This is a genomic window from Mycobacterium venezuelense (assembly GCF_054919535.1).
The window spans coordinates 176,115-200,771 of the sequence record NZ_JBONDW010000003.1; the positions used below are offsets into that span (position 1 = coordinate 176,115).

General features: G+C 64.2%; 45 protein-coding genes and 1 tRNA gene. 42 read left to right on the forward strand and 4 right to left on the reverse strand.

The window, feature by feature from the left end; translation table 11 throughout:
• Positions 1–135: 135 nt before the first annotated feature.
• Positions 136–1,347 carry a tyrosine-type recombinase/integrase gene (locus ACRCUN_RS05935; protein ID WP_268787752.1) on the forward strand — a complete coding sequence of 404 codons (1,212 nt, stop codon included), beginning with the start codon at positions 136–138 and terminating at the stop codon, positions 1,345–1,347.
• 20 nt (positions 1,348–1,367) lie between these two features.
• Positions 1,368–1,441 (forward strand) — tRNA-Leu (locus ACRCUN_RS05940).
• Positions 1,442–1,479: 38 nt separating this feature from the next.
• On the opposite strand, the gene ACRCUN_RS05945 is transcribed toward ACRCUN_RS05940, so the two are convergent.
• Genes ACRCUN_RS05945 through ACRCUN_RS05955 form a run of 3 tightly spaced genes read right to left on the reverse strand, consistent with a single transcriptional unit; the run spans position 1,480 to position 3,330 of the window.
• A complete protein-coding gene (locus tag ACRCUN_RS05945; protein WP_462140699.1) occupies positions 1,480–2,700 on the reverse strand; it encodes a tyrosine-type recombinase/integrase in 1,221 nt (406 codons plus the stop codon).
• A complete protein-coding gene (locus tag ACRCUN_RS05950) occupies positions 2,693–2,920 on the reverse strand; it encodes a DUF3263 domain-containing protein (RefSeq protein ID WP_462140700.1) in 228 nt (75 codons plus the stop codon). The genes ACRCUN_RS05945 and ACRCUN_RS05950 overlap by 8 nt, the downstream gene beginning before the upstream one ends.
• Positions 2,908–3,330: an ImmA/IrrE family metallo-endopeptidase gene (locus tag ACRCUN_RS05955; RefSeq protein ID WP_462140701.1), complete on the reverse strand. Its 423-nt coding sequence runs from the start codon at positions 3,328–3,330 to the stop codon at positions 2,908–2,910. The genes ACRCUN_RS05950 and ACRCUN_RS05955 overlap by 13 nt, the downstream gene beginning before the upstream one ends.
• Before the next feature lie 240 nt (positions 3,331–3,570).
• On the opposite strand from ACRCUN_RS05955, the gene ACRCUN_RS05960 reads away from it, so the two are divergent.
• Positions 3,571–5,289, forward strand: a complete 1,719-nt coding sequence (locus ACRCUN_RS05960; protein ID WP_462140702.1) for a DNA methyltransferase — start codon at positions 3,571–3,573, stop codon at positions 5,287–5,289.
• A gap of 9 nt (positions 5,290–5,298) precedes the next feature.
• Here the strand turns inward: ACRCUN_RS05960 and ACRCUN_RS05965 are convergent, their stop codons facing one another.
• Entirely contained in the window at positions 5,299–6,885 is a 1,587-nt protein-coding gene (locus tag ACRCUN_RS05965; RefSeq protein ID WP_462140703.1) for a helix-turn-helix domain-containing protein, read from the reverse strand.
• 184 nt (positions 6,886–7,069) lie between these two features.
• On the opposite strand from ACRCUN_RS05965, the gene ACRCUN_RS05970 reads away from it, so the two are divergent.
• From ACRCUN_RS05970 to ACRCUN_RS06160, 39 genes are all read left to right on the forward strand, one after another.
• A complete protein-coding gene (locus ACRCUN_RS05970) occupies positions 7,070–7,312 on the forward strand; it encodes a helix-turn-helix domain-containing protein (protein ID WP_462140704.1) in 243 nt (80 codons plus the stop codon).
• On the forward strand, positions 7,312–8,124 hold the full coding sequence (locus ACRCUN_RS05975) for a phage antirepressor N-terminal domain-containing protein (protein WP_462140705.1): 813 nt from the start codon (positions 7,312–7,314) through the stop codon (positions 8,122–8,124). The genes ACRCUN_RS05970 and ACRCUN_RS05975 overlap by 1 nt, the downstream gene beginning before the upstream one ends.
• Positions 8,121–8,309, forward strand: a complete 189-nt coding sequence (locus ACRCUN_RS05980) for a helix-turn-helix domain-containing protein (RefSeq protein ID WP_462140706.1) — start codon at positions 8,121–8,123, stop codon at positions 8,307–8,309. The genes ACRCUN_RS05975 and ACRCUN_RS05980 overlap by 4 nt, the downstream gene beginning before the upstream one ends.
• Before the next feature lie 78 nt (positions 8,310–8,387).
• A complete protein-coding gene (locus ACRCUN_RS05985) occupies positions 8,388–8,738 on the forward strand; it encodes a hypothetical protein (RefSeq protein ID WP_462140707.1) in 351 nt (116 codons plus the stop codon).
• Positions 8,735–9,457, forward strand: coding sequence for a hypothetical protein (locus tag ACRCUN_RS05990; RefSeq protein WP_462140708.1), 723 nt, complete (start codon positions 8,735–8,737; stop codon positions 9,455–9,457). Before ACRCUN_RS05985 ends, ACRCUN_RS05990 begins: the two co-directional genes overlap by 4 nt.
• 64 nt (positions 9,458–9,521) lie before the next feature.
• Positions 9,522–9,782, forward strand: a complete 261-nt coding sequence (locus ACRCUN_RS05995; RefSeq protein ID WP_462140709.1) for a hypothetical protein — start codon at positions 9,522–9,524, stop codon at positions 9,780–9,782.
• Positions 9,779–10,162, forward strand: a complete 384-nt coding sequence (locus ACRCUN_RS06000) for a CDGP domain-containing protein (RefSeq protein ID WP_462140710.1) — start codon at positions 9,779–9,781, stop codon at positions 10,160–10,162. The genes ACRCUN_RS05995 and ACRCUN_RS06000 overlap by 4 nt, the downstream gene beginning before the upstream one ends.
• Positions 10,159–10,377 (forward strand): hypothetical protein, encoded by a 219-nt coding sequence (locus tag ACRCUN_RS06005; protein WP_462140711.1) that lies wholly within the window; start codon positions 10,159–10,161, stop codon positions 10,375–10,377. The genes ACRCUN_RS06000 and ACRCUN_RS06005 overlap by 4 nt, the downstream gene beginning before the upstream one ends.
• A gap of 472 nt (positions 10,378–10,849) precedes the next feature.
• Complete coding sequence (locus ACRCUN_RS06010) at positions 10,850–11,056, forward strand: hypothetical protein (RefSeq protein ID WP_462140712.1); 207 nt, start codon at positions 10,850–10,852, stop codon at positions 11,054–11,056.
• Positions 11,049–11,198 carry a microaggregate invasion protein 1 gene (gene mip1, locus ACRCUN_RS06015; protein WP_462140713.1) on the forward strand — a complete coding sequence of 50 codons (150 nt, stop codon included), beginning with the start codon at positions 11,049–11,051 and terminating at the stop codon, positions 11,196–11,198. Before ACRCUN_RS06010 ends, mip1 begins: the two co-directional genes overlap by 8 nt.
• Positions 11,195–12,202, forward strand: coding sequence for a YqaJ viral recombinase family nuclease (locus tag ACRCUN_RS06020; protein ID WP_462140714.1), 1,008 nt, complete (start codon positions 11,195–11,197; stop codon positions 12,200–12,202). The genes mip1 and ACRCUN_RS06020 overlap by 4 nt, the downstream gene beginning before the upstream one ends.
• Positions 12,203–12,207: 5 nt before the next feature.
• Complete coding sequence (locus ACRCUN_RS06025) at positions 12,208–13,293, forward strand: phage-derived integrase/recombinase RecT (RefSeq protein ID WP_462140715.1); 1,086 nt, start codon at positions 12,208–12,210, stop codon at positions 13,291–13,293.
• A 2-nt stretch (positions 13,294–13,295) separates the two neighbouring features.
• Positions 13,296–13,484 (forward strand): hypothetical protein, encoded by a 189-nt coding sequence (locus ACRCUN_RS06030; RefSeq protein ID WP_462140716.1) that lies wholly within the window; start codon positions 13,296–13,298, stop codon positions 13,482–13,484.
• The gene (locus tag ACRCUN_RS06035; protein ID WP_462140717.1) at positions 13,481–13,798 is read left to right on the forward strand and encodes a hypothetical protein; all 318 of its coding nucleotides are present in this window, start codon (positions 13,481–13,483) and stop codon (positions 13,796–13,798) included. Before ACRCUN_RS06030 ends, ACRCUN_RS06035 begins: the two co-directional genes overlap by 4 nt.
• A 30-nt stretch (positions 13,799–13,828) precedes the next feature.
• Positions 13,829–14,320: a hypothetical protein gene (locus ACRCUN_RS06040; RefSeq protein ID WP_462140718.1), complete on the forward strand. Its 492-nt coding sequence runs from the start codon at positions 13,829–13,831 to the stop codon at positions 14,318–14,320.
• Positions 14,317–15,375, forward strand: a complete 1,059-nt coding sequence (locus ACRCUN_RS06045) for a DNA translocase FtsK (protein WP_462140719.1) — start codon at positions 14,317–14,319, stop codon at positions 15,373–15,375. The genes ACRCUN_RS06040 and ACRCUN_RS06045 overlap by 4 nt, the downstream gene beginning before the upstream one ends.
• A complete protein-coding gene (locus ACRCUN_RS06050) occupies positions 15,372–15,881 on the forward strand; it encodes a RusA family crossover junction endodeoxyribonuclease (protein WP_462140720.1) in 510 nt (169 codons plus the stop codon). Before ACRCUN_RS06045 ends, ACRCUN_RS06050 begins: the two co-directional genes overlap by 4 nt.
• The gene (locus tag ACRCUN_RS06055; protein WP_462140721.1) at positions 15,875–16,117 is read left to right on the forward strand and encodes a hypothetical protein; all 243 of its coding nucleotides are present in this window, start codon (positions 15,875–15,877) and stop codon (positions 16,115–16,117) included. Before ACRCUN_RS06050 ends, ACRCUN_RS06055 begins: the two co-directional genes overlap by 7 nt.
• Positions 16,118–16,291: 174 nt before the next feature.
• Entirely contained in the window at positions 16,292–16,456 is a 165-nt protein-coding gene (locus tag ACRCUN_RS06060; RefSeq protein WP_462140722.1) for a hypothetical protein, read from the forward strand.
• A complete protein-coding gene (locus ACRCUN_RS06065; protein ID WP_462140723.1) occupies positions 16,453–16,746 on the forward strand; it encodes a hypothetical protein in 294 nt (97 codons plus the stop codon). Before ACRCUN_RS06060 ends, ACRCUN_RS06065 begins: the two co-directional genes overlap by 4 nt.
• Complete coding sequence (locus ACRCUN_RS06070) at positions 16,747–17,304, forward strand: hypothetical protein (RefSeq protein WP_462140724.1); 558 nt, start codon at positions 16,747–16,749, stop codon at positions 17,302–17,304.
• Positions 17,304–17,507, forward strand: coding sequence for a hypothetical protein (locus tag ACRCUN_RS06075; RefSeq protein ID WP_462140725.1), 204 nt, complete (start codon positions 17,304–17,306; stop codon positions 17,505–17,507). The genes ACRCUN_RS06070 and ACRCUN_RS06075 overlap by 1 nt, the downstream gene beginning before the upstream one ends.
• A 103-nt stretch (positions 17,508–17,610) precedes the next feature.
• The gene (locus ACRCUN_RS06080; RefSeq protein ID WP_462140726.1) at positions 17,611–18,198 is read left to right on the forward strand and encodes a DNA N-6-adenine-methyltransferase; all 588 of its coding nucleotides are present in this window, start codon (positions 17,611–17,613) and stop codon (positions 18,196–18,198) included.
• Positions 18,195–18,632, forward strand: a complete 438-nt coding sequence (locus tag ACRCUN_RS06085; RefSeq protein ID WP_462140727.1) for an ASCH domain-containing protein — start codon at positions 18,195–18,197, stop codon at positions 18,630–18,632. Before ACRCUN_RS06080 ends, ACRCUN_RS06085 begins: the two co-directional genes overlap by 4 nt.
• Positions 18,625–18,975 carry a hypothetical protein gene (locus ACRCUN_RS06090; protein ID WP_462140728.1) on the forward strand — a complete coding sequence of 117 codons (351 nt, stop codon included), beginning with the start codon at positions 18,625–18,627 and terminating at the stop codon, positions 18,973–18,975. The genes ACRCUN_RS06085 and ACRCUN_RS06090 overlap by 8 nt, the downstream gene beginning before the upstream one ends.
• The gene (locus tag ACRCUN_RS06095; RefSeq protein ID WP_462140729.1) at positions 18,968–19,147 is read left to right on the forward strand and encodes a hypothetical protein; all 180 of its coding nucleotides are present in this window, start codon (positions 18,968–18,970) and stop codon (positions 19,145–19,147) included. The genes ACRCUN_RS06090 and ACRCUN_RS06095 overlap by 8 nt, the downstream gene beginning before the upstream one ends.
• Positions 19,140–19,394, forward strand: a complete 255-nt coding sequence (locus ACRCUN_RS06100) for a hypothetical protein (protein ID WP_462140730.1) — start codon at positions 19,140–19,142, stop codon at positions 19,392–19,394. Before ACRCUN_RS06095 ends, ACRCUN_RS06100 begins: the two co-directional genes overlap by 8 nt.
• On the forward strand, positions 19,394–19,618 hold the full coding sequence (locus tag ACRCUN_RS06105; protein ID WP_462140731.1) for a hypothetical protein: 225 nt from the start codon (positions 19,394–19,396) through the stop codon (positions 19,616–19,618). The genes ACRCUN_RS06100 and ACRCUN_RS06105 overlap by 1 nt, the downstream gene beginning before the upstream one ends.
• The gene (locus ACRCUN_RS06110; protein ID WP_462140732.1) at positions 19,611–20,123 is read left to right on the forward strand and encodes a DUF1643 domain-containing protein; all 513 of its coding nucleotides are present in this window, start codon (positions 19,611–19,613) and stop codon (positions 20,121–20,123) included. Before ACRCUN_RS06105 ends, ACRCUN_RS06110 begins: the two co-directional genes overlap by 8 nt.
• Positions 20,120–20,488: a hypothetical protein gene (locus tag ACRCUN_RS06115; protein ID WP_462140733.1), complete on the forward strand. Its 369-nt coding sequence runs from the start codon at positions 20,120–20,122 to the stop codon at positions 20,486–20,488. The genes ACRCUN_RS06110 and ACRCUN_RS06115 overlap by 4 nt, the downstream gene beginning before the upstream one ends.
• Complete coding sequence (locus tag ACRCUN_RS06120) at positions 20,485–20,784, forward strand: hypothetical protein (protein ID WP_462140734.1); 300 nt, start codon at positions 20,485–20,487, stop codon at positions 20,782–20,784. The genes ACRCUN_RS06115 and ACRCUN_RS06120 overlap by 4 nt, the downstream gene beginning before the upstream one ends.
• Before the next feature lie 383 nt (positions 20,785–21,167).
• Positions 21,168–21,377: a helix-turn-helix domain-containing protein gene (locus tag ACRCUN_RS06125; protein ID WP_462140735.1), complete on the forward strand. Its 210-nt coding sequence runs from the start codon at positions 21,168–21,170 to the stop codon at positions 21,375–21,377.
• 1 nt (position 21,378) lies between these two features.
• Positions 21,379–21,837, forward strand: coding sequence for a hypothetical protein (locus ACRCUN_RS06130; protein WP_462140736.1), 459 nt, complete (start codon positions 21,379–21,381; stop codon positions 21,835–21,837).
• 307 nt (positions 21,838–22,144) lie between these two features.
• Positions 22,145–22,450: a hypothetical protein gene (locus tag ACRCUN_RS06135; protein ID WP_462140737.1), complete on the forward strand. Its 306-nt coding sequence runs from the start codon at positions 22,145–22,147 to the stop codon at positions 22,448–22,450.
• A gap of 87 nt (positions 22,451–22,537) precedes the next feature.
• A complete protein-coding gene (locus tag ACRCUN_RS06140; protein WP_462140738.1) occupies positions 22,538–23,014 on the forward strand; it encodes a hypothetical protein in 477 nt (158 codons plus the stop codon).
• Entirely contained in the window at positions 23,011–23,370 is a 360-nt protein-coding gene (locus ACRCUN_RS06145; RefSeq protein ID WP_462140739.1) for a flagellar hook-length control protein, read from the forward strand. The genes ACRCUN_RS06140 and ACRCUN_RS06145 overlap by 4 nt, the downstream gene beginning before the upstream one ends.
• An 83-nt stretch (positions 23,371–23,453) precedes the next feature.
• On the forward strand, positions 23,454–23,690 hold the full coding sequence (locus ACRCUN_RS06150) for a hypothetical protein (RefSeq protein WP_462140740.1): 237 nt from the start codon (positions 23,454–23,456) through the stop codon (positions 23,688–23,690).
• Entirely contained in the window at positions 23,687–24,250 is a 564-nt protein-coding gene (locus ACRCUN_RS06155; protein ID WP_462140741.1) for a recombinase family protein, read from the forward strand. The genes ACRCUN_RS06150 and ACRCUN_RS06155 overlap by 4 nt, the downstream gene beginning before the upstream one ends.
• On the forward strand, positions 24,247–24,654 hold the full coding sequence (locus ACRCUN_RS06160) for a GIY-YIG nuclease family protein (protein ID WP_462140742.1): 408 nt from the start codon (positions 24,247–24,249) through the stop codon (positions 24,652–24,654). The genes ACRCUN_RS06155 and ACRCUN_RS06160 overlap by 4 nt, the downstream gene beginning before the upstream one ends.
• Positions 24,655–24,657: the final 3 nt, after the last annotated feature.

A 24,657-nucleotide genomic window follows, 5' to 3' on the forward strand; every position in this document is an offset into this window, starting at 1 on the left:
ACGACCACAGCCACATTCGCTTGAAGAAGAGTTTTTCAACGTCTCGGGGGTCGTGACGTCTTCGGCGGGCTCATAGTCCGGCCTCCAGACAACGAAGCGGATGGGGGGAGCGGAGTACTGCGGTACTTTCAGCGTATGACGACTCGAAACGAGCGAGCGGGAATTGACGACCGCTGGCACAAACGAGTCAAGGCGCCGGACGGCGCGATGCGCACTGAGCGGTCTGCGGTATATGGCAAGGTGTCGCGATGGCGTGTCAGGTGGGTTGACGCCAGTGGAGCCGAGCGCACCAAGAGTTTCCAGCGTAAGCCGGATGCGCAGGCCTACCTAAATGGGCTGACCGCCGATGTGCAGCGCGGCGAGTATGTCGATCCGCGGAAGAGTGCGGAGACTTTCGGATCGGTGGCCGAGCAGTGGTTCGCCACCAAACAGCACCGCAAGCCGAAAACCGTTGCCGGATATCGCTCGTTGCTCGACACTGTGGTGCTGCCGAAGTGGGAAAGTGTTCAGCTGAAAAGGATTGACTATGAATCATATTCAACGTGGCTAGGGGCGCTGTCAGTCAACGGCGGGCAACGCGGAACCGGCCTGTCGGCAAGTCGGATCACCCAAGCTCATCAGCTGGTAGGCGCTGTCCTGAAGTACGCCCAACGGACTGGCAAGGTGGCGAAGAACGTCGCGTTCGAGATCAAGCGGGACGAAGATCTTCCCGAGCAAGGCGAGCGTGAGCGGCGCTATCTGACCCATGCCGAGCTCCTAATGCTGGCGAAGGCTGCTGATCGGTTCGAGACGCTGACGCTCGTTCTCGGGTACTGCGGACTGAGGTTCGGCGAAGCCGTTGCGTTGCGCCGCCGGCATGTGGGGGATCGGATGCTGACGGTGCGCTCGTCCGCAACAGCCGTCACCGGTAAGGGCATCGTGGAGTCAACGACTAAGACGAAGCGGGATCGTCACGTGCCTGTGCCCGAACCGGTTTGGAAAAAGCTCAAGGCCGAGCTGCCCGCCGACCCCAACGCGCTGGTCTTTCCCAGCCGAAAGGGCGGGTTCCTTCCACTCGGCGAATACCGCTGGGCGTTCGACAACGCGTGTGCTGATATCGGCATCGACGGGCTGGTACCGCACGGGCTGAGACATACCACGGCGTCACTGGCGATCAGTGCAGGCGCTAACGTCAAGGTCGTGCAGAGACTGCTTGGGCACGCGACCGCCGCGATGACGCTCGACCGCTACGGCCATCTTCTCAATGACGATTTGAGCGGTGTGGCGGACGCCCTGGGGAAGGCTATCGATAGAACTGCGGTATCACTGCGGTATTCAGAGCATCGTGACGGGGCGGAAAGGGCCTAAATTACGCGCTGAGCTGCAAGGCCCCCATAGCCCAATTGGCAGAGGCAGCGGACTTAAAATCCGCAAAGTGTCGGTTCGAGTCCGACTGGGGGCACCTCTGACCAGGCAATATGTTGACATCATGTTCTCTCGTCACCGAATCTTGTCACGGTTTGTCACAACTCGCGCGAAACTCAGCGCAGCCGACTCCAACGCCTCCGGCTGAGAGTGCACGTAGGTGTTCATCGTGAACGCCGTCGAGGCGTGTCCCAACCAGGCGGAGATCACCGCGACCGGCACGCCGTCGAGCAGGTGCATCAAGGTGCCACAGGTGTGCCGGGCATCATGCAGGCGGATGTGCCGCACACTCGCGGCTTTCAGCATCTTGCCCCACCGCCAGGTCAGCAGGTTCGGGGTCAATGGGGCGCCTGACTCGTCGACCATCACATAGCCACTCGCCTGGTATGCCTCGCCAAGCCGCAGTCGGTCCTGCGCCTGGGTGGCCTTGGCCGTTCGGAACGTCGCGGCCAGGTGCTCGGGGAGTGGGAGTGTGCGGCGGCTGGCCTTGCTCTTGGGGGTGCCTTCAGTGATGGTGCCCGCGAAGGCGACCCGATTGCGCGCGACGGAGACGGTGTTGGCCTCCAAATCGACGTCGGCCCACCGGAGCCCAGCGATCTCGCCGCGGCGGAAACCCGCAAGCGCGAGCTGCCAGGCGATCGCGTAGCGGTCGGACTTGATGTGCTCGAGGACCTTTTCGACCTCGGTGGCCGTGAATGTGTCCGGTTGCTTGGGGTCGCTGGCGATTCGGTCGACCAGCTCGGCGACGTTGCGCGCCACCCTGCCTTGTTTGACCTGGTCCTGCAGAACGGCGGTCAGTAGGCCGAGCATGTAGTTCACCGAGCGCGGAGACCACGGCTTGCGATTAGCCGACTCGGTGCGGCCGCGGCCTTTGCCGGACGGGCGGGACACGTGGCCGGCGCGGAGCGCAGTGACGAGATCATCGACTTGGCGTTTGGTGAGTTTCTGCACTTCGATATCGCCAAGTTCCGATATCACTGGGCCGAGGCTCACGCGGTGGCCGTGCAACGTGGACGGTTTCAGTCCATGCTTCGACGCCAGCCAGTCGTCACACGCCTGCGCCACGGTGGTGGATGTTGGGTGGACATAGGTGCCTTGTGCGACCTGGCCGCGGATATCGTCGAGTGCGTCGCGGGCCTCCTTCTCGGTGGCGTACCGCTTGCGGAATTGCTTGCGCTTGCCGTCGACGATTCCCACGTCGACGGTGAGCTGGTAGCGGACGACGGGCCGGCCGCCGCGGCGTGACGCCAGTTCGACGCGCTTGATCTGCGGCGGTAGTTGCCGACGTTCAGCCATCAGCATGTCCTCTCGTTCGCAGTCGCCGTAGCCGATTCACAGTGACTGGGTCGTAGGCCAACGCCGCCTCAGTCTCCACCAAGCGATTGAGCCGCTGGTAATACCGCACCGGGTTGACCGCGATGCGCTCGACTATCGCAGATTCTTTGCCGCCCTGCGTGGCCCACCACTCACGCTCGAGGTCCAGCATCGTGCGGTCCTGCTCGGTCAGGGAATCCATAGCCACTCGTCTCCGAATTCGTGCTCAAGCTCAGCAGTTTCGATCGGATCCAAGGTTGAGAGTCGCACTTGGACGGTGTGCCGATCGACCCAAAGTTCATCCGCGAGCTCAGCGGCGTCGCGCGAAACGCGTAGCGCTCTCGACAGGTCGTGGAGCGGTATGAGCTTGCGGGCTGCGAGCTCATCGACTTGCCGTTCCTCACGTGCTCGAAGGGGTGGTGGTGGGACGCCGCGCGAGACGTGCAGCAGCTCGTGTGTGAGGGTCGATCGCCGTTCGGCCTGGGTAAGGGTCTTGCACAGCCAGATCGTGTCGCCCTTGAGCAAACCGCGTATCCCGCGGGGGAGTTTGTGCTTGCAAACGATGTTGATGTGCGGGTACCGCTCGGCAGCGGTTCTCCACGGATGCCACATGCCGCAGAAGGTAGATGGTTGCACCGACAAATACCGGTGCTGACCTCGAATAACAAGATTGTGATTCGGGCTTCGCGGCGCGTCTACGCGCGTGCGACCGGGTTTGGGATGGGCGTGCTACCTGAAGCGTTGACTGCTCAGCTACTTCTTTCGCCTGGGTAACTATTGCGCCGCGGGAAAGGCGCGAAATGAAAACAAATATTGTGGGGCCATTGCACTGGAATCCGCTCGAATGCTGAGGTGAGCGGCGTGAACCGACTTTACTTCGGCGACAATCTCGAGGTGCTCGATGAGCACGTTGACGACGAATCCGTGGATCTTGTCTACCTCGATCCGCCGTTCAATTCAAACCGGAACTACTCGGTGATCTTCGGTCGTAACCGCACAGATGATGAGTCGGCGGCGCAAATTCAGGCATTTGAAGATACGTGGCGATGGACCCATACCACGGATGTCCTCATCGGCGACTTGTCGACTACTGCTCCGCAGCGAGTCGCTGATGCGCTGTCGGCGTACTACACGCTGCTCGGTGAAAGCGAAGCCCTCGCTTACCTGGTGAATATGACGCCGCGGCTACTGCAGTTGCATCGAGTGCTCAAGCCAACCGGTTCGCTGTTCCTACATTGCGATCCCACAATGAGCCATTATCTGAAGGTACTTCTCGACGCGATATTCGATGCCCACAACTTCCGCAACGAGGTCATCTGGAAGCGTACGAGCGCTCACAGCGATACGAAGCAGGGGAGGCAAGCGTTCGGAAGCATTCATGATGTTCTTCTGTTCTACGGCAAAGGTAGGTCGGTGACCTGGAATGCCTACCACACTGCGTACGCGCCTGAATATCTCAAAGGAGAGTATCGCCACATCGCTGCAGACGGGCGTCTCTACAAAGAGGGAGATGTCACCGCTGCTAAACCGGGCGGAGACACCCAGTACCTGTGGCCGGTTAAGCGGGAGGATGGGGGTCCGTGGGTGGCGGATCTCGACGATGAGTATTTGGATCCGAAGCCCGGCTGGGAGTATCAACAAGTTCCGCCGTATAGCGGGCGCTACTGGGGCTACTCAAAGCAGAATATGCGTGAATTCGCGGCTCAGGGACGGCTCGCGCATCGGTCGACGGGTGCGCCGCGACTCATGCTGTTCGCCGACGAGATGCCGGGTATTGGTCCGCAAGATGTCTGGACGGATATCAGCCCGATCGGTGCGAAAGCGGCTGAGAGGTTGGGCTATCCGACTCAGAAGCCATTGGCTTTGATGGAGCGCATCATCTCGGTTGCGTCGAATGTGGGCGACGTAGTGCTCGATCCGTTCTGTGGGTGCGGTACCACAGTCGATGCGGCACAACGCTTGGGCCGCAAGTGGATTGGCATCGACGTAACCCATCTCGCGATCGATGTCATCACGAAGAGGCTGCTGCACACTTACGGCAGTACGGTGTTCGACTCAATCACCCGTGCTGGCAGTCTTCCGAAGGACATCGGAGGTGCTCGGGCACTGTTCGATCACTCACCGCTTGAGTTCGAGCGGTGGGCAGTGTCGATGGTCAATGCCGAACCGAATCAAAAACAGGTGGGCGACAAAGGCGTTGATGGTGTGGCGCGTTTCCCGCTCGGCGGCAAGGGGCAGATCGGAAAGCTCGTCGTGTCGGTGAAGGGTGGTAAAACGATCAATCCGGCCATGGTTCGGGAGCTCTCGGGGGCGATCGAGGCGCGCAAGGCTCAGATGGGTGTTCTTATCACGCTCGCTCCGGCAACAAAGGGTGTCACTGACGCTGTAAACCACGGAGGCGTCTTTACCCACCCGGCGAATGGGCAAAAATACCCACGGCTGCAACACATCACCGTCGCCGACCTCTTGGCCAAGAAGCGCCCCGAGGTGCCACCGACGTTCCTGCCTTACATCGCCGCGCAGAAGCACACGGTCACGTTGGAGCAGTCCACTCTCTTTGCCACCGCCTGAGTCGTGCGCTTACTGCTCGGCCGGAAGCGCTGCGTTTCCGGACCGCAGCAGGTGGATGATCAGCGACTGTATGCCCTCGTCGACGGCAATTTGGGTCGCATACTCATCGACTCTGTCCGCTGCCCTGGTGAGCAGGCTGAGCAACGCTTTGATGTACGCGACCTTGGCCGGCGGTTCTTTCTTTGACCCCAAAGCTCGGTGGAGTTTGTCGGCTTCTTTGGTGAAGTCCAATACCGGATCAAGATTGGCAAGGTCGGCGAGCACTTGCCGCGCACGGGTTGGGAAGTCCAGCAGCTCGGCGGGCAGTTCGTCGGATTCTTTGTAGCCTTCCGAGGCGGCGTCGACTAGCTCGATCGGCGGCGGTGGTGGGTTGTCATTCCAATTGACGGGGCGATTCGCAGTTGGGTGTGCGCTCAGCTGATGGGGTGCTTTGGATGACAGCGCTCGAACCGGGGCAGGTTCGGATGATCTGCCTGATTCCATCAACACGGCCCTCGCATTGTTCAGGCGGGATGCAAGTTCACCGAGTTGATGTTGGGCGTCGGCCAGTTTGTTGCGCATGTCCTGCTCAGTTGAGCTGAGACCGTCGATGAACAACGCCACTGCTTCGGCGAACTGTGCGGTAGTTCCGAATATGGGGAGCGTCGAATCGATTTGTTCTCTGGTTGCGTGGATATCGACGTCCTGTATCGCCTGTGTCAGGCGAGTGGTCGTGTAGACGAAGTCTCTGACCGCCGCCAGCAACGAATCTACGAAGATCGCGCGCAAGGGCAGGTTCTGCCGAACGACCGCGGCGATGTCGACGCAAGACTTGTTGACGCCGCCCATTGCAGCCGAGTAGGCCGCGAAGAGGTATATGGGAATCTCAGCTGGGATCGAATCTGGGAGGTCGTTCACATCGCGCTGCAGGCCTTCGGACACCCAGGCGACGTCGATTGGCCCGGCTACGTCCTGCGCTTCGTGGCCTTTCGTTGATGCGTCTGATTTCGATGCAGCTTCCACGGTGTTGGCATGGTGAACTCCCTTCATTTCTTCGATGGCGTCCTGCATGTACGGGATCGCGTTGCTTGCGGCGTACAGCGTGTCGATCGCGTTCACGCGGCCAGCGCTGCTGGTGTCGTGGACCAGCGTGTTCCGAGTGATGTTCACCGATGTGGCTACCACGCGTAAGAACTCGGAGGCCCTAATGATTGGCGCGGACTCCCGTGTGCGGCTGACGGTGTCGACGAAGTCGTCCATCACTCCACGGCCGAGGTGAGCTGCCGGTGGTGGTTGAGAGGCGGACTGGTTGGTGGTGTGGAGCTCGGTCGGCTCGCCGCCTGCCAGAACGGTGTTGGCGCTTCCGGGTGCCCAGCCGAGGCCGATTTCGAGCTTTTCGAGTGTCTTCTGAACGCTCCGTGTTGGGCGCCAGCGTCCCTGCTCGATCTTGCTGATGGTCTCGTCGGACGGTCCGCCGTTGGCGGCGATGTCCGCTTGTGCTCGTGGGCCACGAGCTGCGCGGACGAAGCGTCCTAAACGTTCCCAGTCCAGGTGCGTTGTCATGCGGCCAACAATGCCTGAAAACTTTGGCAAACAATAGCCCAGCTTGGCAAACATTCGAGCAGCGCTCCTATCAGGCGAGTTGATGACACGGATGTCATTCCGCATGTAGGCCAATGTTTTCCCGATCAAATCCTTGTTTAGCCCCGATGTTTGCATTAACGTTGGCCACATGCCCAACCGAACTCCAAATCAATCCGGTAGGTATGCCAATCAGAGGCCAAAGATGTCACGGCCGGTTGTGACAACCGCCACCCTGAGGAAGGCCAAGGGACTCACGCTCCAGGCTGTCTGCGACCACATGCGTGCGGAGCACGGCATCCAGACCGACCGCGGGACCATCTCCGCGATCGAGAACGGCCACCGCGGTGCAAGCGCACGGATGCTGGCCGCTTATGCCGATGCCCTGGGGATTCCGACGACCGACATCGACACGCAGTACGAGCCCCGGCGTCGGGGCGAGACCGACAGTGAGGTGGCCTGATGTCCGCCGAGCTTGTCCCCATCGCGGTGCCACGCACCGACCGCCAGATCATGGCGACGTTGGTCAACGGCACACCGATGGTGTCGCTGCGTCACGCCTGCGAGTCGATCAGTGTCGACTACTCGGGCCAGTTGCAGAAGCTCAAGGGAAAGTCCTGGGCAACCGTGGAGATCATCTCCACGGTTGCTGATGACGGCAAAAGCCGCGAGATGGCAATGATTGACCGCCGCACCTTCACGATGTGGCTGGCCACTATCGACACCAACCGCGTATCCGCGGCGGCCCGTCCTGTCATCGAAGCCTTCCAGGCGGAGGCCGCCGACGCGCTCGACGCCTACTTCAACGAGGGCGGCGCGATCAATCCGCGCGCCACCGAGGATCAGCTCGACCGACTTGCTCGCCAGGCGCAGTCGCAGGCGGCGGTGCTGCAGGCGCTCAAGGGCATCGTCGACCCGAAGCACCTTGAGGCTAAGGGCCGGGTGGTCCTGGCGCGAGCGCTCGGTGAGACACCTGAGATCGCAGCCGCCGACGTCCCGTTGTACGTGTCGGACTACCTCAAAGAAAAGGGACTGTCTCGCACGCTGATCGAGGCGAAGCAGAAGGGCTTTGGGGTCCGCCTGAAGGCGCTCTACATCACCAAGTTCGACCGAGAGCCGGAGAAGCATTTTCAACAGTTGGGCAACGGCACCACACGCCCCGTGAACGCCTACACCGAGGCCGACCGTCCGCTGTTCGACTCGGTCTGGGCGCGGCACTACGCCAACGTCGTCGCTGAGTCCGCTCTCTTCGCGATCCCGGGCGGTGCGTCATGACCGTGACCGAGAAGCTGCTGATGACTATCCCGGAGACGGCGGAGGTGCTGCGGGTCCATGTCGCGACGGTGTACCGGCTGTTTGACCGGGGTGAATTGCGTTGGGTGAAGGTCGGTTCGCGCCGACTGGTGACGCGCGCCGAGGTGGATCGGTTCATCGCTGCGCATGAGCAGGGAGCGGCCTGATGGGCGATGTTCTTCTGCTACTGGGCGTTCTGGCGCTGGTGTTGGTTGCTGGTGCGCGGCTGATTGTGGGTGGTCGTGGTGAGTGATGTTGCCGAGATCGCAACGGATGCGAAGGCGTCTGCGCGGGGGCTCGCCCGGTTGATCGACCGCGCCTATCACGCTGTCGCGGAGGATGATCGCGCCGCGATCGAGAATCTTGCGGGCATGCTGCGGCACGTGTCAGCGGCGAATGTCGCGATGGCTACCGAGATTCAGCGTTACGCCGCTGATGCTGAGCGGTTGCGCGACGAGCGCGACGAGCAGGTGGTGTGTGTCCAGGAGTTGAAGGCTGAGATCGCGGAACTGACGGCCGAGCTGCAAGAGCTGCGCGCGGCGGCTGGCCCGACCGAGGTTGTGCTGGCGGATGGTTCGACGGCGGTGCTGTCATGATCAGGCTGGCTGGGTTGCTGCGTGGCGCAGCGGATTTCGTTGACGCGCTCGGCCAGGCGCTCGATGAGCAGCGCAGTGGCTTCTCGGAGCGCGAGGCGGGCGATTTCCTCGACGCCAGCGGCCTGACCGACCCGCAGGTGCCCGAGGACGACGATGACGTGGAGTCCGCGGTCATTACCGGTATGTCGTTGAAGCTGCACCGAATCCGCGAACTGGCCAATAGCTGGCACTCACCGGGCTCCGATCGCCTTGGGCATCAAATCATGGAGACCGCGGCCAACCAACTGCTGAACATCCTCAACGAGGGCATCAACTTCTGGACGCCACCGGAGTCTGAGGCCGATGACGTTGTCGATGCCGAGGTGCATTGCGAGGGCTGCAAGTGCCCGACGATCTGCGGTTGCGGGCGTGAGATATACGGCGAACCTGAGAGTCCCGACGGGCCGACGTACTGGTTTCACCGCGACGACGACTCGCCGATCACCCTGCAGTGTGCCCGAATTCCGCTGGCTGAGCCGACCGCCGAAGAGTTGGCCGAATTGGCTGCCCAAGGTCACATGCACGTCATTCCTGACCCGCGCGAGGTCTCGCATGAGGACCTGGCCGCGCACATCACCGGTATCCAACTCAGCTGCCTGCGTCGCGGCATGACGGTCGACACCACTTACGACGAAATCGCCAGCGACCTGCTGGCCGACTACCGCATCACCAAAAAGTAAGGCCCCGCTGCGTCACCAGCAGGGCCTCTCGACACCGGAACAAACACGAGGAAAGGAAATTCCAGTGCCAGCATTGAACGATACCGCCATACAAGGGTTGGTTGCACACACGAACCGAGAGCCGTTCGGCAACAGCGGCCATCTGGGGGTCACGCTCTACGCACACGACGTCGTCGATGTGTACGCGGCGAGGTCCGACGACGGCAAGATCAGCGTCCACATCGGCGGCGGGGGTGGGTCGTCGTCGATGGTGTTCCCGCCGGAGCAGTGGGATCTGATCTTCGACCACGTCAACGCTGTGCGTGATCAGCAGGTGCAGCCGTGAGGGCCGTGACAGTGCGTCGCATGTTGGGTGCGATGGCCGCAGGTGCGGTCCTGATGGGCACTGGCATCGCGTACGCCGACCACGCGAAGGCCTCACCGGGCCTCGGTTGCGAGACGATCGCCGCGCCCGGGCTGCTGAATTGGGGGCAGAAGCGCACCATCTGCGATACCCCGCGCAACGCTGACGGTAGCTGGTGGCGGTCTCGGAAGTACTGGACTCCAGCTCATTACGTGCCAGTGTCGTGCTACCGCTGGTCCTGCACGGGTGGCTACTACGTGGGTGACACGGTTTCGCGGTACGAGGAGTACCCCGTCAACGACCGCAATGTGCTCGCTGATGAGCCGGGTTGGCTGCCAACCGGATCGGTGGTGATCCGGTGAGTTTCAACGACTCACGCGTGACGCGGGCCATTTCGCTGCTGCTGACGGGCGAGCCTCGCTTGGTCGATGAGGCATGCGAACTGATGGAAGAGCTGTGTGACGAGCTGCCGGCGCCGCCGAGGCCTCGGTTGGTGTGGTGCCCGGCCGACGTCCGCGCGACTGCGCAGGACGCCGCAGCTCACTCGACTGAGCGTGGTGTTGAGGTGGTCGGCTGATGCGGCACAACGAGATTCGCCTGAGTGACTGGGCGTGGGTGCCGGTGTTGATCGCGGCGGCGATCCTGCTGCCCGGCCTGGCCGCGATGGGGGTGATCGGATGATGCGGCGGGGCCGTCACCGTGCGAACCGGTTCTCGCGGCGGGTGGCTGACATTCAGGCTGAGCTGGCGCGCGAGCGGTGGGCACCGGTGCTCGAGTGGGCGGATCGCCGGTATCGAGGTGCCAAGTGAGCTTTGCGCCGCGTGTGTTCCTGTGCCCCGTCTGCTGGCGCGATGTCAGGCCGACGATCCACGCCCGCATCCCACAGCATTTCGATTCCATTCGGGCTGACATCTGCCCGGGGTCCGGTGAGCCGTACCGGATCACGTTGGAGAGACGGCCCGAGTTCGAGGGAGTGGCGTCGTGACGCCGGCCCTTTGGAAACGCCAACACCCCGTCACCCAACCCCGAATTGAGTCCGAGGTATCCCGATGACTAAAAGGGTCAAGTTGCTCGCCGCGCTGATCGTCGTGTGGATCGCATGGTTCGCCTTCTTGGCGGCGCTCATCGTTGTCGACGGATTTCCGTTGTGGCTGACGATCGTTCACTGGTTGTACTGCGCACTAACGGGCATCGCGACCGGGCTCTATATCGCCAGCGTTACGAAGGCGAAGCGGAGGCGGTCCGGCGATGTATGACCACGAGATCACCGAGTGGCGGCGCGCGGTCAACGACATGAGCGAGGCCGAACGCGACCAGGCCGGCGATTCGCACCGCGCCGCGATCGGTTTGGTCGGCGACCGGTCCGACGCGATCGACGAAATGCGGTGGGGCCGATGAGCGTCGCACCGTTCTGGGCTGAGCACGCCGAGCTGGCCGGCGACTACCGCGATCGCGACGAGTGGCTTGAGTTGCGGCGCACCGGCATCGGGTCGTCGGACTGCTCAGCTGTTCTCGGTATGGGCAAGTACGGATCACCGTTCTCGGTGTGGGCCGACAAGACCGGCAGGTCACGCCCCGAGGATGAGACCGAGGCGATGATGTGGGGCACCTTGCTGGAGCCCGTGATCCGCGGCGAGCTGGCCCGCCGCTTGGGTGTCGAGATCGTCGAATGCCCGACGCTGCGGTCGCTGGCCCGGCCGTGGCAGCTCTACAACCCCGACGGGCTGATCCTGTCTCAGAACGCGTTGGTGGAGATCAAGAACGCCTCCGCGTGGCTCGCTTCTGATTGGGCCGATGGGGAAGTGCCCGACCACGCTGAACTGCAGGTGCAGCACGGTATGGCGGTGACCGGCGCTGATGGCGCCTACGTCGCGGGCCTGGTCGGTGGGAATCGGATGCGCTACGAGTACGTGCCGCGTGACGACGAGCTGATCGAGACGATCAACGCCGCCGAGCAGCACCTTTGGGACACCTACATCGTGCCGGACCTGGCGCCGCCGATCGACGGATCGGACGCGACGGCCGAGGCGATCGCCGCGCGCTGGCCACGCCGATACGACGTCGTCGAGGTGGCCACCGACATGCCGGCTGTCGAGACCGCGATGGCCGCGTACCGCGCTGCGCTCGACGCTGAGAAGGCCGCGAAGAACAACAAGGCCACCGCGGTCAACCAACTGACCGACCTGCTGCGGGGCGCGGACGCGATCACCGACGCCGCCGGAAACAAGTTGGTGGCGCTCAAGCGTGGCCAGTTCCGCGAGAAGGCGTTCCGCGACGAGCAGGACGACGCCGGCTGGCTGCACAAGGTCGAGGTGATCGACCGTGACCGGCTCAAGGTCGAGGCGCCCGAGTTGTACCGCCGCTATCAGGCGGCATCCATCTATTTACCGAAGGGGAAGTGATCAGCGTGGGTAGGGATTTGGCGCAGCGCGCTCAGAAGTCTGTGCAGCGGCAAGGCGAGGGTGAGTCGTTCAACTCGCAGTTGGCGAAGATGGAGGCGCAGTTTCAGCGCGCCATGCCGAAGGGCGGCGAGGCGGTGCAGCTGATCCGTGACGTGATGACGTGTGTGTCGCGGACACCGAAGTTGGCTGAGGCTGCGAGGACTCCTGGCGGGTCGTTGTCGATCATCGGGTCGGCGATGACGTGTGCCCAGTTGGGTTTGCGGCCTGGCGTCGGCGCTTTGGGGCATGCGTGGATTCTGCCGTTCTGGGACAACAAGAGTCGTGAGCAGCGTGCGCAGTTGATCATCGGCTACAAGGGTTACATCGATCTCGGTCAGAGATCGGATCGGATCGGCTCGCTGCACTCGCGAACGGTGTATGCCAATGATCAGTTCGACATCAAGTACGGGCTCGGCGAGGACGAGTTCGAGCACACCCCGTATTTCATGCTGGGGCATGACGAGCCCGGTGAGGCGCGACTGTTTTACGCCGTTGGGCGTCTAGCCAATGGCGGTACGGCGCTGGCGGATCCGATGACTCTGAAGCAGATGCAGGATCACCGCGACAAGTTCGCGATGGCGAAGAACCGTGAGGGTGAGGTTGTCGGGCCGTGGCGGGATCACTTCGAGAGCATGGCCAGGAAGACCATGTTGCTGCGGCTGATGGCGTTGATGCCGAAGTCGACGGAGATTCAGCGGGCCATGGAGAACGACGGCAGCGTGCGAATGGACCTTTCGCCGGGCGCGATCGACACTCCCGACCACATCGACGGTGAGGTGATCGGCGAGCCGGTCGACGAGGTCGTGAACGAGCAGGCTGAGCGCGAAACGGTCGTTGTCAATTCTCCCGCTGAGCCGGTGCCTGACGTGCAGATGGCGAGCAGGGATCAGCTCGACCGTCTGGCAGTGATTCAGAAGGCTGAGAAGTACACCGACGCTGACTGGTTCGCGTTCCTGGCGGAGGCGGCTGGTGTGAAGGCGAAGCGCGCCGCGGATCTGACGTTCGAGGAGGCTGCCCGCGCGATCGCAGTGTTTGACGGGCCGGACCAGTGAAGATGACGGCCCGAGTGGCAGGCAAAACCCTGGTGCTCGACGACCTTCGTCGACTGTTTCGTGAAACCGGCGGTTGGGATGGCCAGTGCGCCGTCGAGGTCGACAAGTACGCCGATGGCAGTCGCTACATCGCGGTCATCGAGACCGACGACGAGCGCCTCCCCGTGGATGCGACGGAGCGTGCGCAGTGACCCGCACACCCAGCGAGCACTACGCCGCGGCTGATCAGTTGCTGGCCGATCTGGAGCAGGTGAAGGCCGACCAGTTCACCACGCCCTATGTGCAGGCGAAGGTGGCGCGCGCCCAGATCCACGCCGCCCTCGCTCAATCTCCGTGGTGGCCCGAACTATTCGATGCGCCGGCGCCGCCGACCTGTCAGGGCGACGAGCCCTGGACTAACCCGTGGACCGAGGAACCGGTCAACGGGCGCAAGAAACGCGGGCCGCTGCAACGCATCGCATCGCAGTTCATCGAAACCCGCAGTGCCACAGGCGACCTCCTGTAATCACCCATCCTCGGAAGGAACCAACCACCCATGAAGATTCGCAAGCAGGCGTTGATCGACGCCATCGACAGCGCGATCAGCGACCACCAGGCGGCGACCGAGCGATACGCATCGGCCTTGGAGTACCGCCGCAGGCAGCTCGCTGACGAATGGTCAGCTGAGGCGCTCAGCCAGTGGCGAGCCCTGCGCGATCACCTCACCAAGGCCATCAAGTCCGGCAACACCGACCTGTTCACCGAGACAGCGATCCGCAACGCGTCCGTGGGCAACTCGACCGGCAGCCTGCCGTACTACTACCCGAGCTACGCCAAGCAACTCGAGCACGATTCGTACATCGTCGTAGATGGCACACGCGTCGATAAGCCGCGTGGCGTCGACGTGACCCGCCTGCAAGCGCTGAAGGCGGCACTCAACGCGATCATCGAGGACGAGCTGTCCGATACCCAGCTGTCCCGCATGGGGTTCTCCACGCCGGGCTGGATCTTCACCGCGGCCGTGGCGAACAGCGGAGGTGCCAAATGAGCATCACGGTCGCGACCACGAAGCTGATCGACATCCTGACCGACGCGTTGCAGACCGCCAGCAACAGCTTGGGCGGAGTGCATCTCACCACGACGCGGGCGCCGTGGCGTGACGAGCCCAGCGACGTTGACCTGCTGGCCGCGACGTCGACCAACAAGTGGGTGTTGGGCCACACCTGGATTCCGTGCGATGGACGGATCGACCCGATGGTGTGGCCATGCGAATCGGTGGTGTCCGTCCTGGCGCTGATCAAGCAGTGGAAGAAAATCAAGGGCGACCAGCACACCGTCGACATCAGCCTCACGCTCGCTGATCCGCCGGAGGACGCCAAGGACGACGAGCACCCCGGCTGGACCGTCACGCTCGCCGAGACGCCGGCACTGTTCGACTCGGACAACGAGTTTCAGTTCCACGCGCATCACGAGTCGAAGTTCCCGATCAGCATCGTGCACCGGCTCCGCACCAACACGTTCGTCACGAAGGACGACTATGCCGAGGTGCCGCTGACGCTCTGGTCGGCTGGCGTGTTGGCGCCGCTGGTGGCGGTGGCGAAGCGGCGCAGCATGCAGATACAGATGTTCCGATCGCCGACGCGGCTGCTGCAGATCGTGCAGATCGGTGACACGTGGATCGGGATCGCGATGCCGGGCACGCCGATGCCGGGTGAGTCTACCGACGGCCCGTCCATCGAGCCGGTGCTGGGCGACGAGGACATCAGCACAGCGGTATCGGACCTGCTGCGCAATGGGTCCGGCTTGTTCACGACGCAGGACACCAAGGCGAAGGCCTCGGGTCAGCAGCTCGCGATCGACGACCGGGAGCAGCTGCGTCATGCCGTCGAGTTGGTGGTCTCAACGGGTTTCGCGTCGGGCTCGATGCTCCAACGCAAGCTCAATGTCGGTTTCGCCAAGGCCACCGAGTTGCTCGACACCATGCACGAGTTCGGCATCGTCGGGCCGGCTGAGGGCAGCAGGGCGCGTGACGTGTTCTTCAAGCCGACCGATCTGGCTGGCGCGCTCGCGGCGCTCGACGGCGAGAAAGCAGCGGAGGAGTGACGGCGCGGCTGGGGGAGAGGCCCGAGACCACCGAGGCTGACGCCGAGCGGGTTTCGGAGCTTCTGGCTGCGCTGAGCGTCCGGGGTGGTGAGCGTTCCTACACGCTCACCATCCCGGGTGTGCCGTGGTCGAAGTCGCGTCCCCGGTTCACCCGAAAGGGTAGGGCTTTTCCCGACCCGAAAGACGTAGAGGCGGAGAAGCGCACCGGCACGTTTCTCGGTGCCACGGTTCGGCGGCCGTTCACCGGCAACGTCGGCCTGGCTTGCGTGTTCTACCGGCCGACGCGGCGCCGCATCGATGCCGACAACCTGCTCAAGCATGTGTGCGATTCCGCCAACGGTGTGCTGTGGATTGACGATTCGCAGTGCACCGCCATCGCCGGTGTCATCGACCTCGACCGCGAGGACCCGCGCACGGTGGTGGCGATCGCGCCGCATGAGAGCGGCATGGTGCGGGACCTCTCCCCGTCGAAGCGGCCGGTCGATGAGGGGCTGTTCTCATGCTGAGCTGGTCTGACCACCCGGACATGATCGGGACGCTGTGCGCGGTTGGCGCGAAGGGCGAGTACAGCCTGCAGCGCGTCGGGCCCGAGTGGATTTTGCAGGGCCGCGGTCACGACGGGCTCACGATGCTGGCGATCCCGCCGGCCGGTAAGCCGTTCGCGTCGCTGGATTCGGCGCAGACCTGGGCGGGGGAGCTGGACCGGGTGCGCGCCGTCGAGTCGCAGGCGAGTGGGTGCTGACCCATGGCCCACGTCTCGCTTCGATCGCTGGCCGTCGCGGTGACTGCCGCCTGCCTGGTGGCTGGCTGCGCTGACCCGATGACCACCGGCACCGTCACAGGCGGTGACTACCAGCCGCCCGCCACGATCATGATTCCAGTCACGAATTGTGCTGGTAACCCGCCGGTTTGCACAGTGACCATGATTCCCCAGTTCGTTCCCGAGCACTGGGTTCTCAACCTCGATGACGGCAGCCGGAAGGGCGCGGTCGAGGTGTCCGAACAGATTTACAGCCGCTGCCTGATCGGTGAGCGGTACCCGCTCTGCGGCCAAGACGGAGTAGGAGATACGCGCGCATGAACGCTACTGACGACGGTGTCGAGCCGATCGGCGAGAACCCGGATGTCCCGGCCCGCTACGACGCCGGCATGACCGCCACGCTGGCGGCGATCGATCGCGGCGCGGTGCTCGGCATCCTGTCGGCCGCGGACACGGTGCTGGCCACGAAGCAGCTCGCCGAAAGGCAAGGCCAGGCGCTCAGCGCCATCCGGGCGCGGGCCGTCGAGTGGCGTGACGACGACCGGAACGTGGCGCAGCTCCGCGCTGCCGGCCGGATCATCGTTCAACTGATCGACGAGGCGGGCGCGTAGATGAGCACTACGAGCATTCAGCCGTCGACGTGGCAGTGGTTCCGTCGTCTGCTGTCTGGGCAGCCGCACCAGGTGATCGGAGGCCTCGATGACCCGTATCTGCTGCGGTGGTATGTGATCCCGCGTAATCCGCTGTTCAACGTCTACCTGCACCAGTTCCTGAGGTCCGACGACGACCGGGCGTTGCACGACCATCCGTGGTGGTTTGTCTCGCTGATCCTGCGGGGTCACTACGACGAGGTGACTGAACGGGGCACGAACCGGCGCCGCGCCGGATCGATCGCGTTCCGTCCTGCGGAGTGGCGGCACCGCGTGGCCCTGATCCACGAGTTGGTCCTGCATCAGCGGTCTGGACGCATGCTTCCAGCCGCCGAACCCACGCCGTGCTGGACGTTGATCGTCACCGGCCGCCGCGTCCGCACGTGGGGCTTCTGGTGCAAACAGCAGCCACAGCAACCAATCGACATCGACTTACGGGCTGCCGGCGTCCGCATCGCCGCCCCAGACCGGCTCATCCCGTGGGATGAGTTCGGCGACGCCGGTTGTGGGGAGGCGTGATGGAGGTCGGCGACCTGTTCACTCACACCGCGATTGAGACCCGGCCGTGCGTCCACTGTGGCGTCCCGGCCGTCGAGCTCGACGACCGGACGATGCATTTCGAAGTAGCCGACACCGGGGCCAAGACCGCATGGGCGGAGTGCTTCACGGTTGTGCGTGGACGGCGGAAGTACTCCGGCACGACGGCGGAGATCGCCGCGTGACCGCCCGCATCCTCGCCGTGTTCGGCCCCGACGTGCGCTACCACCTGGTGCTGCTGCACTGCTGGCAGCTCGCGCTGGCCTGCTACTGGCTCGGCGGTGCGTGGTGAGCCTCGTTCGATACCGGTCGAAGAACCACCGCCAGCAGATCGCCGCCCGGGCCGGCGCGGACGAGGCCGTTGATGACCGGGCGACAACTCCGGTCGACTTCGCGCGGTTCGATGCTGCGTTGGGCCCGTTCACGATCGACGTCGCGGCGGCCGCCCACAACACGAAGTGTGCGCGGTACTTCACGTTCGCCGACGACGGCCTGGCCCAGCCGTGGGCGGGGGAGCGGGTGTGGTGCAACCCGCCGTACTCGCGGATCGGCTTGTGGGTCGAGAAAGCCTGGCGCGAGCACGAATCCACCGACGGCATCGCGATGCTGCTGCCCGCCAACCGGACGGAGCAGGGTTGGTGGCAGCACATGGTGGAGCCGTACCGCGATCGCGCCGGATCGCCGCTCGCCGTGGTGTTCCTGCCCGGCCGGATGCGGTTCATCGCCTCCACCGCGGCCCGGGCCGGCGCGACCCGCACCGGCCCAAACGAGCGGCCTCCGTTCGGCTGCTGCCTACTCACCTGGGACCTCGACAACGCACCTTTGCGCACACCCGACCAGCCATCCATGTTCGAGCACCTCGAGGACCAGCCATGAGAGCTCTGACCGTCCGCCAGCCATGGGCTTGGCAGATCATCAACCAGCGCAAGAACATCGAGAACCGGACACGCAACATCGCCGGCAAGTACCGCGGACCCGTCGCGATCCACGCCGCCCTGAAGCCCGACATGGAAGCGCTCGCGCGGTTGCCACGGCGAGCACCCGAGTGGGTCACCACACCGCGGGTTTTCGACTACGGCGTGATCCTCGGCGTCGTCGACCTGGTCGACGTGCACCAGTCGGCACCGTCCTGCTGCGGGAGTGACTGGGGAGAGCTGATCTGGGGCGGGTACCACCTCGTGCTGGCCAACCCGCGGCCCATCTCCGACAACCCCGTCGCCAACCCCGGCATCCCATGCCGCGGCGCACTCGGCCTCTGGACACCACCCGCCGACATCGTCAAGCAGCTCCAGGAGATCGTCCATGCCTGACCTCACCCCGGCTGAACGGCACGCCATCACCGACGCCCGACTACTGCTCGAGTCGTACGGCTACGTCGTGCTGCGCGAGAAGTCCTACCGGCAAGCGCAGGAGCGGCAGCGCGTCGCCGAGGCGCTGCGACGGGCGGCCGAGGATGACGCTCGGAGCGCTCGGCGCTGGGCGCAGGAGACGCTGCACAACGAGATTCGCGACCTCTACGCCCGGTGCACATTCCTCTACGGCGCGGCCATCGCCCGGGGTGCGACTGCTGACGAGCTCAGGGGCGCATGGACGCCGGTCGGGATCTACTGCAAGCACCACGGATTCGACTGCCCGGAGCCGGCCAATGGTTGAGCCGATCAACTACGACGCGACACCGTGCGGCCTGTGCGACTGCCAGGGCGTCCAGCATCGCGAGCCCGAGAAAGGCGGCCCGTGCGAGGCATTCGATGGATGGGGCGACCCGTGCGGTTGCCCAGGTTTCGAACTACCAGCAGACGACGAGGAGACCAACCCCTATGAGTGAGAACACATGGAATCGGCCTGCGGACATCCTCGATGCCCGCAACGCGATGCTCGCGGCCGAAGCGAACCGTGACTACGAGACTGCCGCGCTCGCCGCAATCACGCTGTCGGACCTCACATCTGGGCGGAACGCCGCCGACGCCGAATCGTTCGAGCGGCAGGCCGCTGTGTACGCCAGTCTGCACCAGGCCCAGACGGCACTGTTCATCGCCGAGAACCGGCAACCCATCAACCCGGTGGCCTACTGATGGACATCTACATCGTGCTCGACGGCCAGCGTGTGGTGGGTGCGTCGACGAGATTGCAGGGCGCCGAAGTGATCCGGGCCAGAGCAGCGCGGCAGAAGGCCCTCGACCTGGTGCCCGAACATGCGCCGACACCGGAGCGGCTCCAGGCATACAACCGCACAGAACGCCACGCCTACGACCGCATGACCATCGCCAACACTGAACTCGAGGACGACGATGACTGATCAGCTCGGCCTGTTCGCTGGTACGAGCAGCGCGGTAATCAGCGAATGTGGCCGGTTCCGTTACGAACTCCGGCGCGTATGGGATCCCGTGGGGCCGCTGCTCGAGTTCATCATGCTCAACCCGTCAAAAGCGGACGCCAGCATCAATGATCCGACGATCCGCCGGTGCATCGCATTCGCGAAGGCCTGGGGTTACGGCGGCATCGTGGTCCACAACCTCTACGCCTACCGCGCGACTGATCCAACCGAATTGGTCAACGTCGACGACCCGATCGGGCCGGAGAACCGCGACTACCTGGCATGCACCGACGCCGACTGCACGATCGTCGCGTGGGGCGCACATCCCGCCGCGGTCGGATGGTGGAGCGGATACCCGTTCGCATGGCAGCGCACCGTCATTCAACGCCCAGCCCTGTTCTGCCTCGGCACCAACGCCAACGGCTCACCGAAACACCCGCTGTACGTGCCTGCCGACCGCACACCGATCCGATGGGAACAGCCATGAATGACCTGGCCCGCATCGCCGAAATCGTGCACGAGCACAGAGCAGTCGTCATCCAGGATTACTCCGGAGATCTGGTTATCGAGTGCGGTTGCGGCTGGTTCTACACGCCCGAACATCATGCCGAGCACGTGGCGAACGTTCTCGACGCAGCGTTGCATCCCCGCATCGAGACCGTGGAACAGCTCGATGCTCTGCCGGAGGGCGCTGTGGTTCGCTCCGACGACGACGGCGGGGTGTACGTGAAGGACCACCGCTATACCTTGCCGAACGAACCCTGGTGGCCAGCGGGATACGACGTCGAATGCGGAAGCGCGCAAATCCCGCTCGCTGCCCGCGTGCTCTACACGCCGGAGGCCGACCGGTGACCAACCCCGACGCTCCCGAATCCAAAGCTCAGCAAGCTGCCAGCGCCATCGCCGACCACGTCGGCAAACTGTGGATGGCCGCCCACCAGGACGGCATACGCAACGGCATGGAAGCCGCGGCCATGCTCGCCGGCGAAACGGCCAAGAAGATCGCCGACGACTACGCCCTCGACGCCACCGTGCGCGCCGTCAGCGTCCACTGCCTCAACGAGTTTCGGGACATGCTGCGGTTCGCGGCCCTGCAACTGCCCGAACCGGAGGCGCCCACGCTGGGAGGCTGCGGCGATGAGTCGTAGCCGTCCCCGCCGGTCGAAAGCTCGCCGGTGCGCCGACCGCACGTCGGCGAGGGGTAAGCGCTGCCCCACGCCGACGAAGCTCGCGTTCTCCAGCCGCGAGCACGCCGAATCCACGCTCCGCTACTGGAATTACGACCAGGCACCCTACCGGCCTGAACGCGCATACGTCTGCGACTGCGGATCCTGGCACCTCACATCACGACCGGGGCAGTCATGAGCGACCCGAAGATCCGGTTGCTGTTCACACGGGCCGAGCTGATCGCGATGAAACGCTGCCCCGAATGCGGCTGGCACCCTGCCACGCAAGGGCACCACCCCGAGTGTCCCACGTGGGATGACGGCGACGGCAACACTGCACTCACTACGCGTACACACACGAGACCATGAGCGACAACGAGGAACAATGCGGGCGCCGACCTCGCTGGGCCACCAAAACCGAAGCCGCCCAACACCTCGGTGTCCACCCCAACACGATCGCCCGCTGGGCCGACGAAGGCCGCATCAGACGCCACCGCTTCGGACCCAGGCTGATCCGGTTCGACCTCAACGAGATCGACGCGATGGGAAACGCTACCGCAGTCAGGCGACCGTGAAGTGGGACGACGGAACCCAATTCACGTAATCGGCGAGCCAATACGCCACGGCGTCACCTGGCTCTCCGACGAACTCATCCGGGCAGGCGCACACGACGACGCGCTAGGCTCCGACGGGCTCGTTGTCATGGCGTTCCTGCTCTCCTGGGCCAGTTCCCCTGACACGTCGAAACGCGCCTGGGAGACCTCCGCCGCGCACCTGTCCGAGCAATTCGGGTGGGGCCTCAACCGCGAACGCGCCTCACGAGCCCTCGACCGCGCCGTCAAGGATCACCGGCTCATCATCCGCCGCTACGTCCGCGACGGCGAACTGGTGGCCCGACGCTGCTCGTACCTCGTCTGTTCGGGCGGCCGACGCTTCACCGACGAGGAGCTATTCCACTGGTCCGCGCCGATCCAACTGCCCCCGAAAACCGCGCCTCAAGACCGCGCCAACATGCACGGAAACCGTGCAACATGAGATCGCTTGTCATGCACGGAAACCGTGCAACATGCAGCGCCCAGTGTGACGCCCATCATGCACGTTTTTTTGTGCAACATCAGCCGCCCGGAACTTGCACGACTTCCGTGCAACATCAGGCCCCGCAACATGCACGGATTTGGTGCAACACAGGACAACCCACCTACAGGACAACCAAACCCGTCATGCACATACGTGCAAGACGGACCAATCCACCTACCGCAACTTCACAACGACAACCGATGACCTACCGGACCACCGACGCAACCACAGACCGCGCGCGCGATTGAGAGAACGGAGCAACGCCATGCGAGATCCCGAAGACGTCTGGCAGGACGAACGCCAAGCCGACGGTCCCAGCCCCGCAGAACTCTGGGAAGCCCAACAAACCCGCCAAGCCCGAGCCAACCGCGCCCAGGCAATCCATGACTGCCAGCTCTGCGACCCCGACGGCTACCGCGGAACCCTCGTCTGCGACCACCAAGACCACACCCAAGCCGCCCACCGCGGAATCGCCGCCATACGCACCCAAATGGGCTGGCAGCCACCAACACCCCAACCACACCCCGAAAAACGCCCACAAGCGACACCAGACCCCCAAAACCACACCTGAAACTCACCCCAACACCCCCAGAAACGCCACACCTGAAACAAACCAGCTCAAAACCCACCAGCACCCCACCACCAGAAAATCCCCACCATGCCCCCAGTCATGAACCGCCAAGCCAGCCAAGAACGCTGCCGACGCGGCTGGGAACTGCGCCGCCGAGGCCGCACCTGGCAAGAAGTCGCCGACGAACTCGGCTTCAAATCGCGGCAGAACGCACTCAAGGCCGTCAACAAATGGCTGGAGAAGAACCCGCCCGACGACCTGGAGACCATGCGCCGCGCGACCGGAGACACGCTCATCGCTACGACGCACAAGCTGGCCGACGCCCTCGACGACGCGATCGATGCCGGCAAGCACCGCGACGCCGCCGAGCTCGGCAAGGTCGTCCTCGACGGCCTGGACAAGTACGCGAAGCTCACCGGCCAGCACGTCGCCGTCCCGCAGGTGGTCGACGTGAACGTGACGCAGACCGTGGTGGAGATGATCACCGACACCCGCGCCAAGCTGCAGGCCGCGATCGACGCCGAGATCGTGCCCCTGCCCGACCAACAGGAGATCGAAGCGTGACGACAGCAGAGCAGCTCGCCGCCGCGAAAAAGGCCGCCAAGAAGGCCGGTGTCGACGCGGCGATGACGCTGGCCGAGGACATCGCGACCGGCCGGCTCGACCCGGCCGCGCTCGACGCCGCTGCGGCCGCCGAGGCCCGGGCGCTGTTCGGCCGCGTGGAGGGCCCGGGCGATCCGCTGTGGGAGCTGCACGTCGACGTGGCGCGTCAGGTGCTCGCGGTGGGTGGCGGCATCCCAGCGAACGAGCTGGCTGAGTGGGCGGCCGTGTACCGGCTGGCCGAGGGTGTCGAGACGGAGCGGGAGCCGTCGTGGATTGAGCGTGCCCTGGCCGAGGGGGATGACGAGCCCGAAGTGTAACGGTTGCCAAACGTTTTGTTACACCCCGAATTCGGCGGCATTTGCCCTTGTCGGAGTGTAACGCAACCATGTAAAGTTGAGATATGAGCAGAGAGACCGCCGAGGCTCAGCGGGAAGCCGCCCGCCGCGACTACGCAGCGCGACGCGGCGCCAGTATCCGCAAGGCGCTCGCGGAGCCGGCCGAAGAGTTCCGGGCCCGGTTCGCTGCCCGTGTCGCCGAGCTGAACGAGAACCCCGAGTGGCGGATCCTCACCTGGCTTGCCGTCGAGCAGGACTACCTGCAGGGCCGCGCCGACGCCGAGGTGGAGCGGGCAGCGTGAGCGGACGACTGGTTGGCTACGCGCGTGTCTCCACGTCCAGGCAGACCACCGAGCAACAAGTGGCAGCGCTCCAGTCGGCCGGCTGCGATCCGATCTTCACCGAGAAGATGAGCGGCAAACGCAACGACCGACCACAGCTCGCGGCCGCGTTGGCTGAACTCGATGAAGGCGACACGTTGGTGGTGTGGAAGCTCGACCGGCTCGGCCGCGATGCCCTGCAGATGCTGCACACGATCTGCGAGCTGAACGCCAGAGGTGTCGTGCTGCGCTCACTCACCGACGGGCTGGACTCGTCGACCAGCTCCGGGCGAATGACCATGACGATCCTGTGCGCTATAGCCGAATACGAGGTTGAACTGAAAGCTGAGCGCGCCGAGGCGAAGCGCCGGCTGATCCGCCAGCGAGGCGGCAACCTCGGTGGGGCCAAGCCGAAGTTCGATGCCGAGCAGGCCGAGACTATCCGCCGGGCGCACGCCAACGGTGAGACCGTCGCTGCACTCGCCCGCGTGCACCGCGTGTCCCGACCAACCATCTACCGAATCCTGGACGGTGAGCGATGAACCTCGACTTGGTGCTCTACAGGTTCTTCGACGAAGACGGCGGGTTGCTCTACATCGGCAAGACGGTTCAGGCGTGGGAGAGGTTCTCGCAGCATCGCCGAGGGTCTGCGTTCTTCGCCGAGGCTGCGACGATCACACTCCAGCGCGGCTTCGCTACAGAGCTGCAGCTCGCTGAGGCGGAGGTTGCTGCTATCCGGACTGAGGAACCGAGGTTCAACGCGGTTCGGATGCGTGGTCAGCGGCCGCCCGCGTCGCGGTTGGAATCGCCGGTGAGCGCGAGGGCTGCTGAACTGCGTGAGCAGCTCGGCCTCGTGCAGGACGCCGACGGCCGCTGGTACCAACCCGAGCCGCTACGCAGTTCTGCGACCAGTCGGCGGCCGCGCACGAACCATCCAGCCAGATAGGGT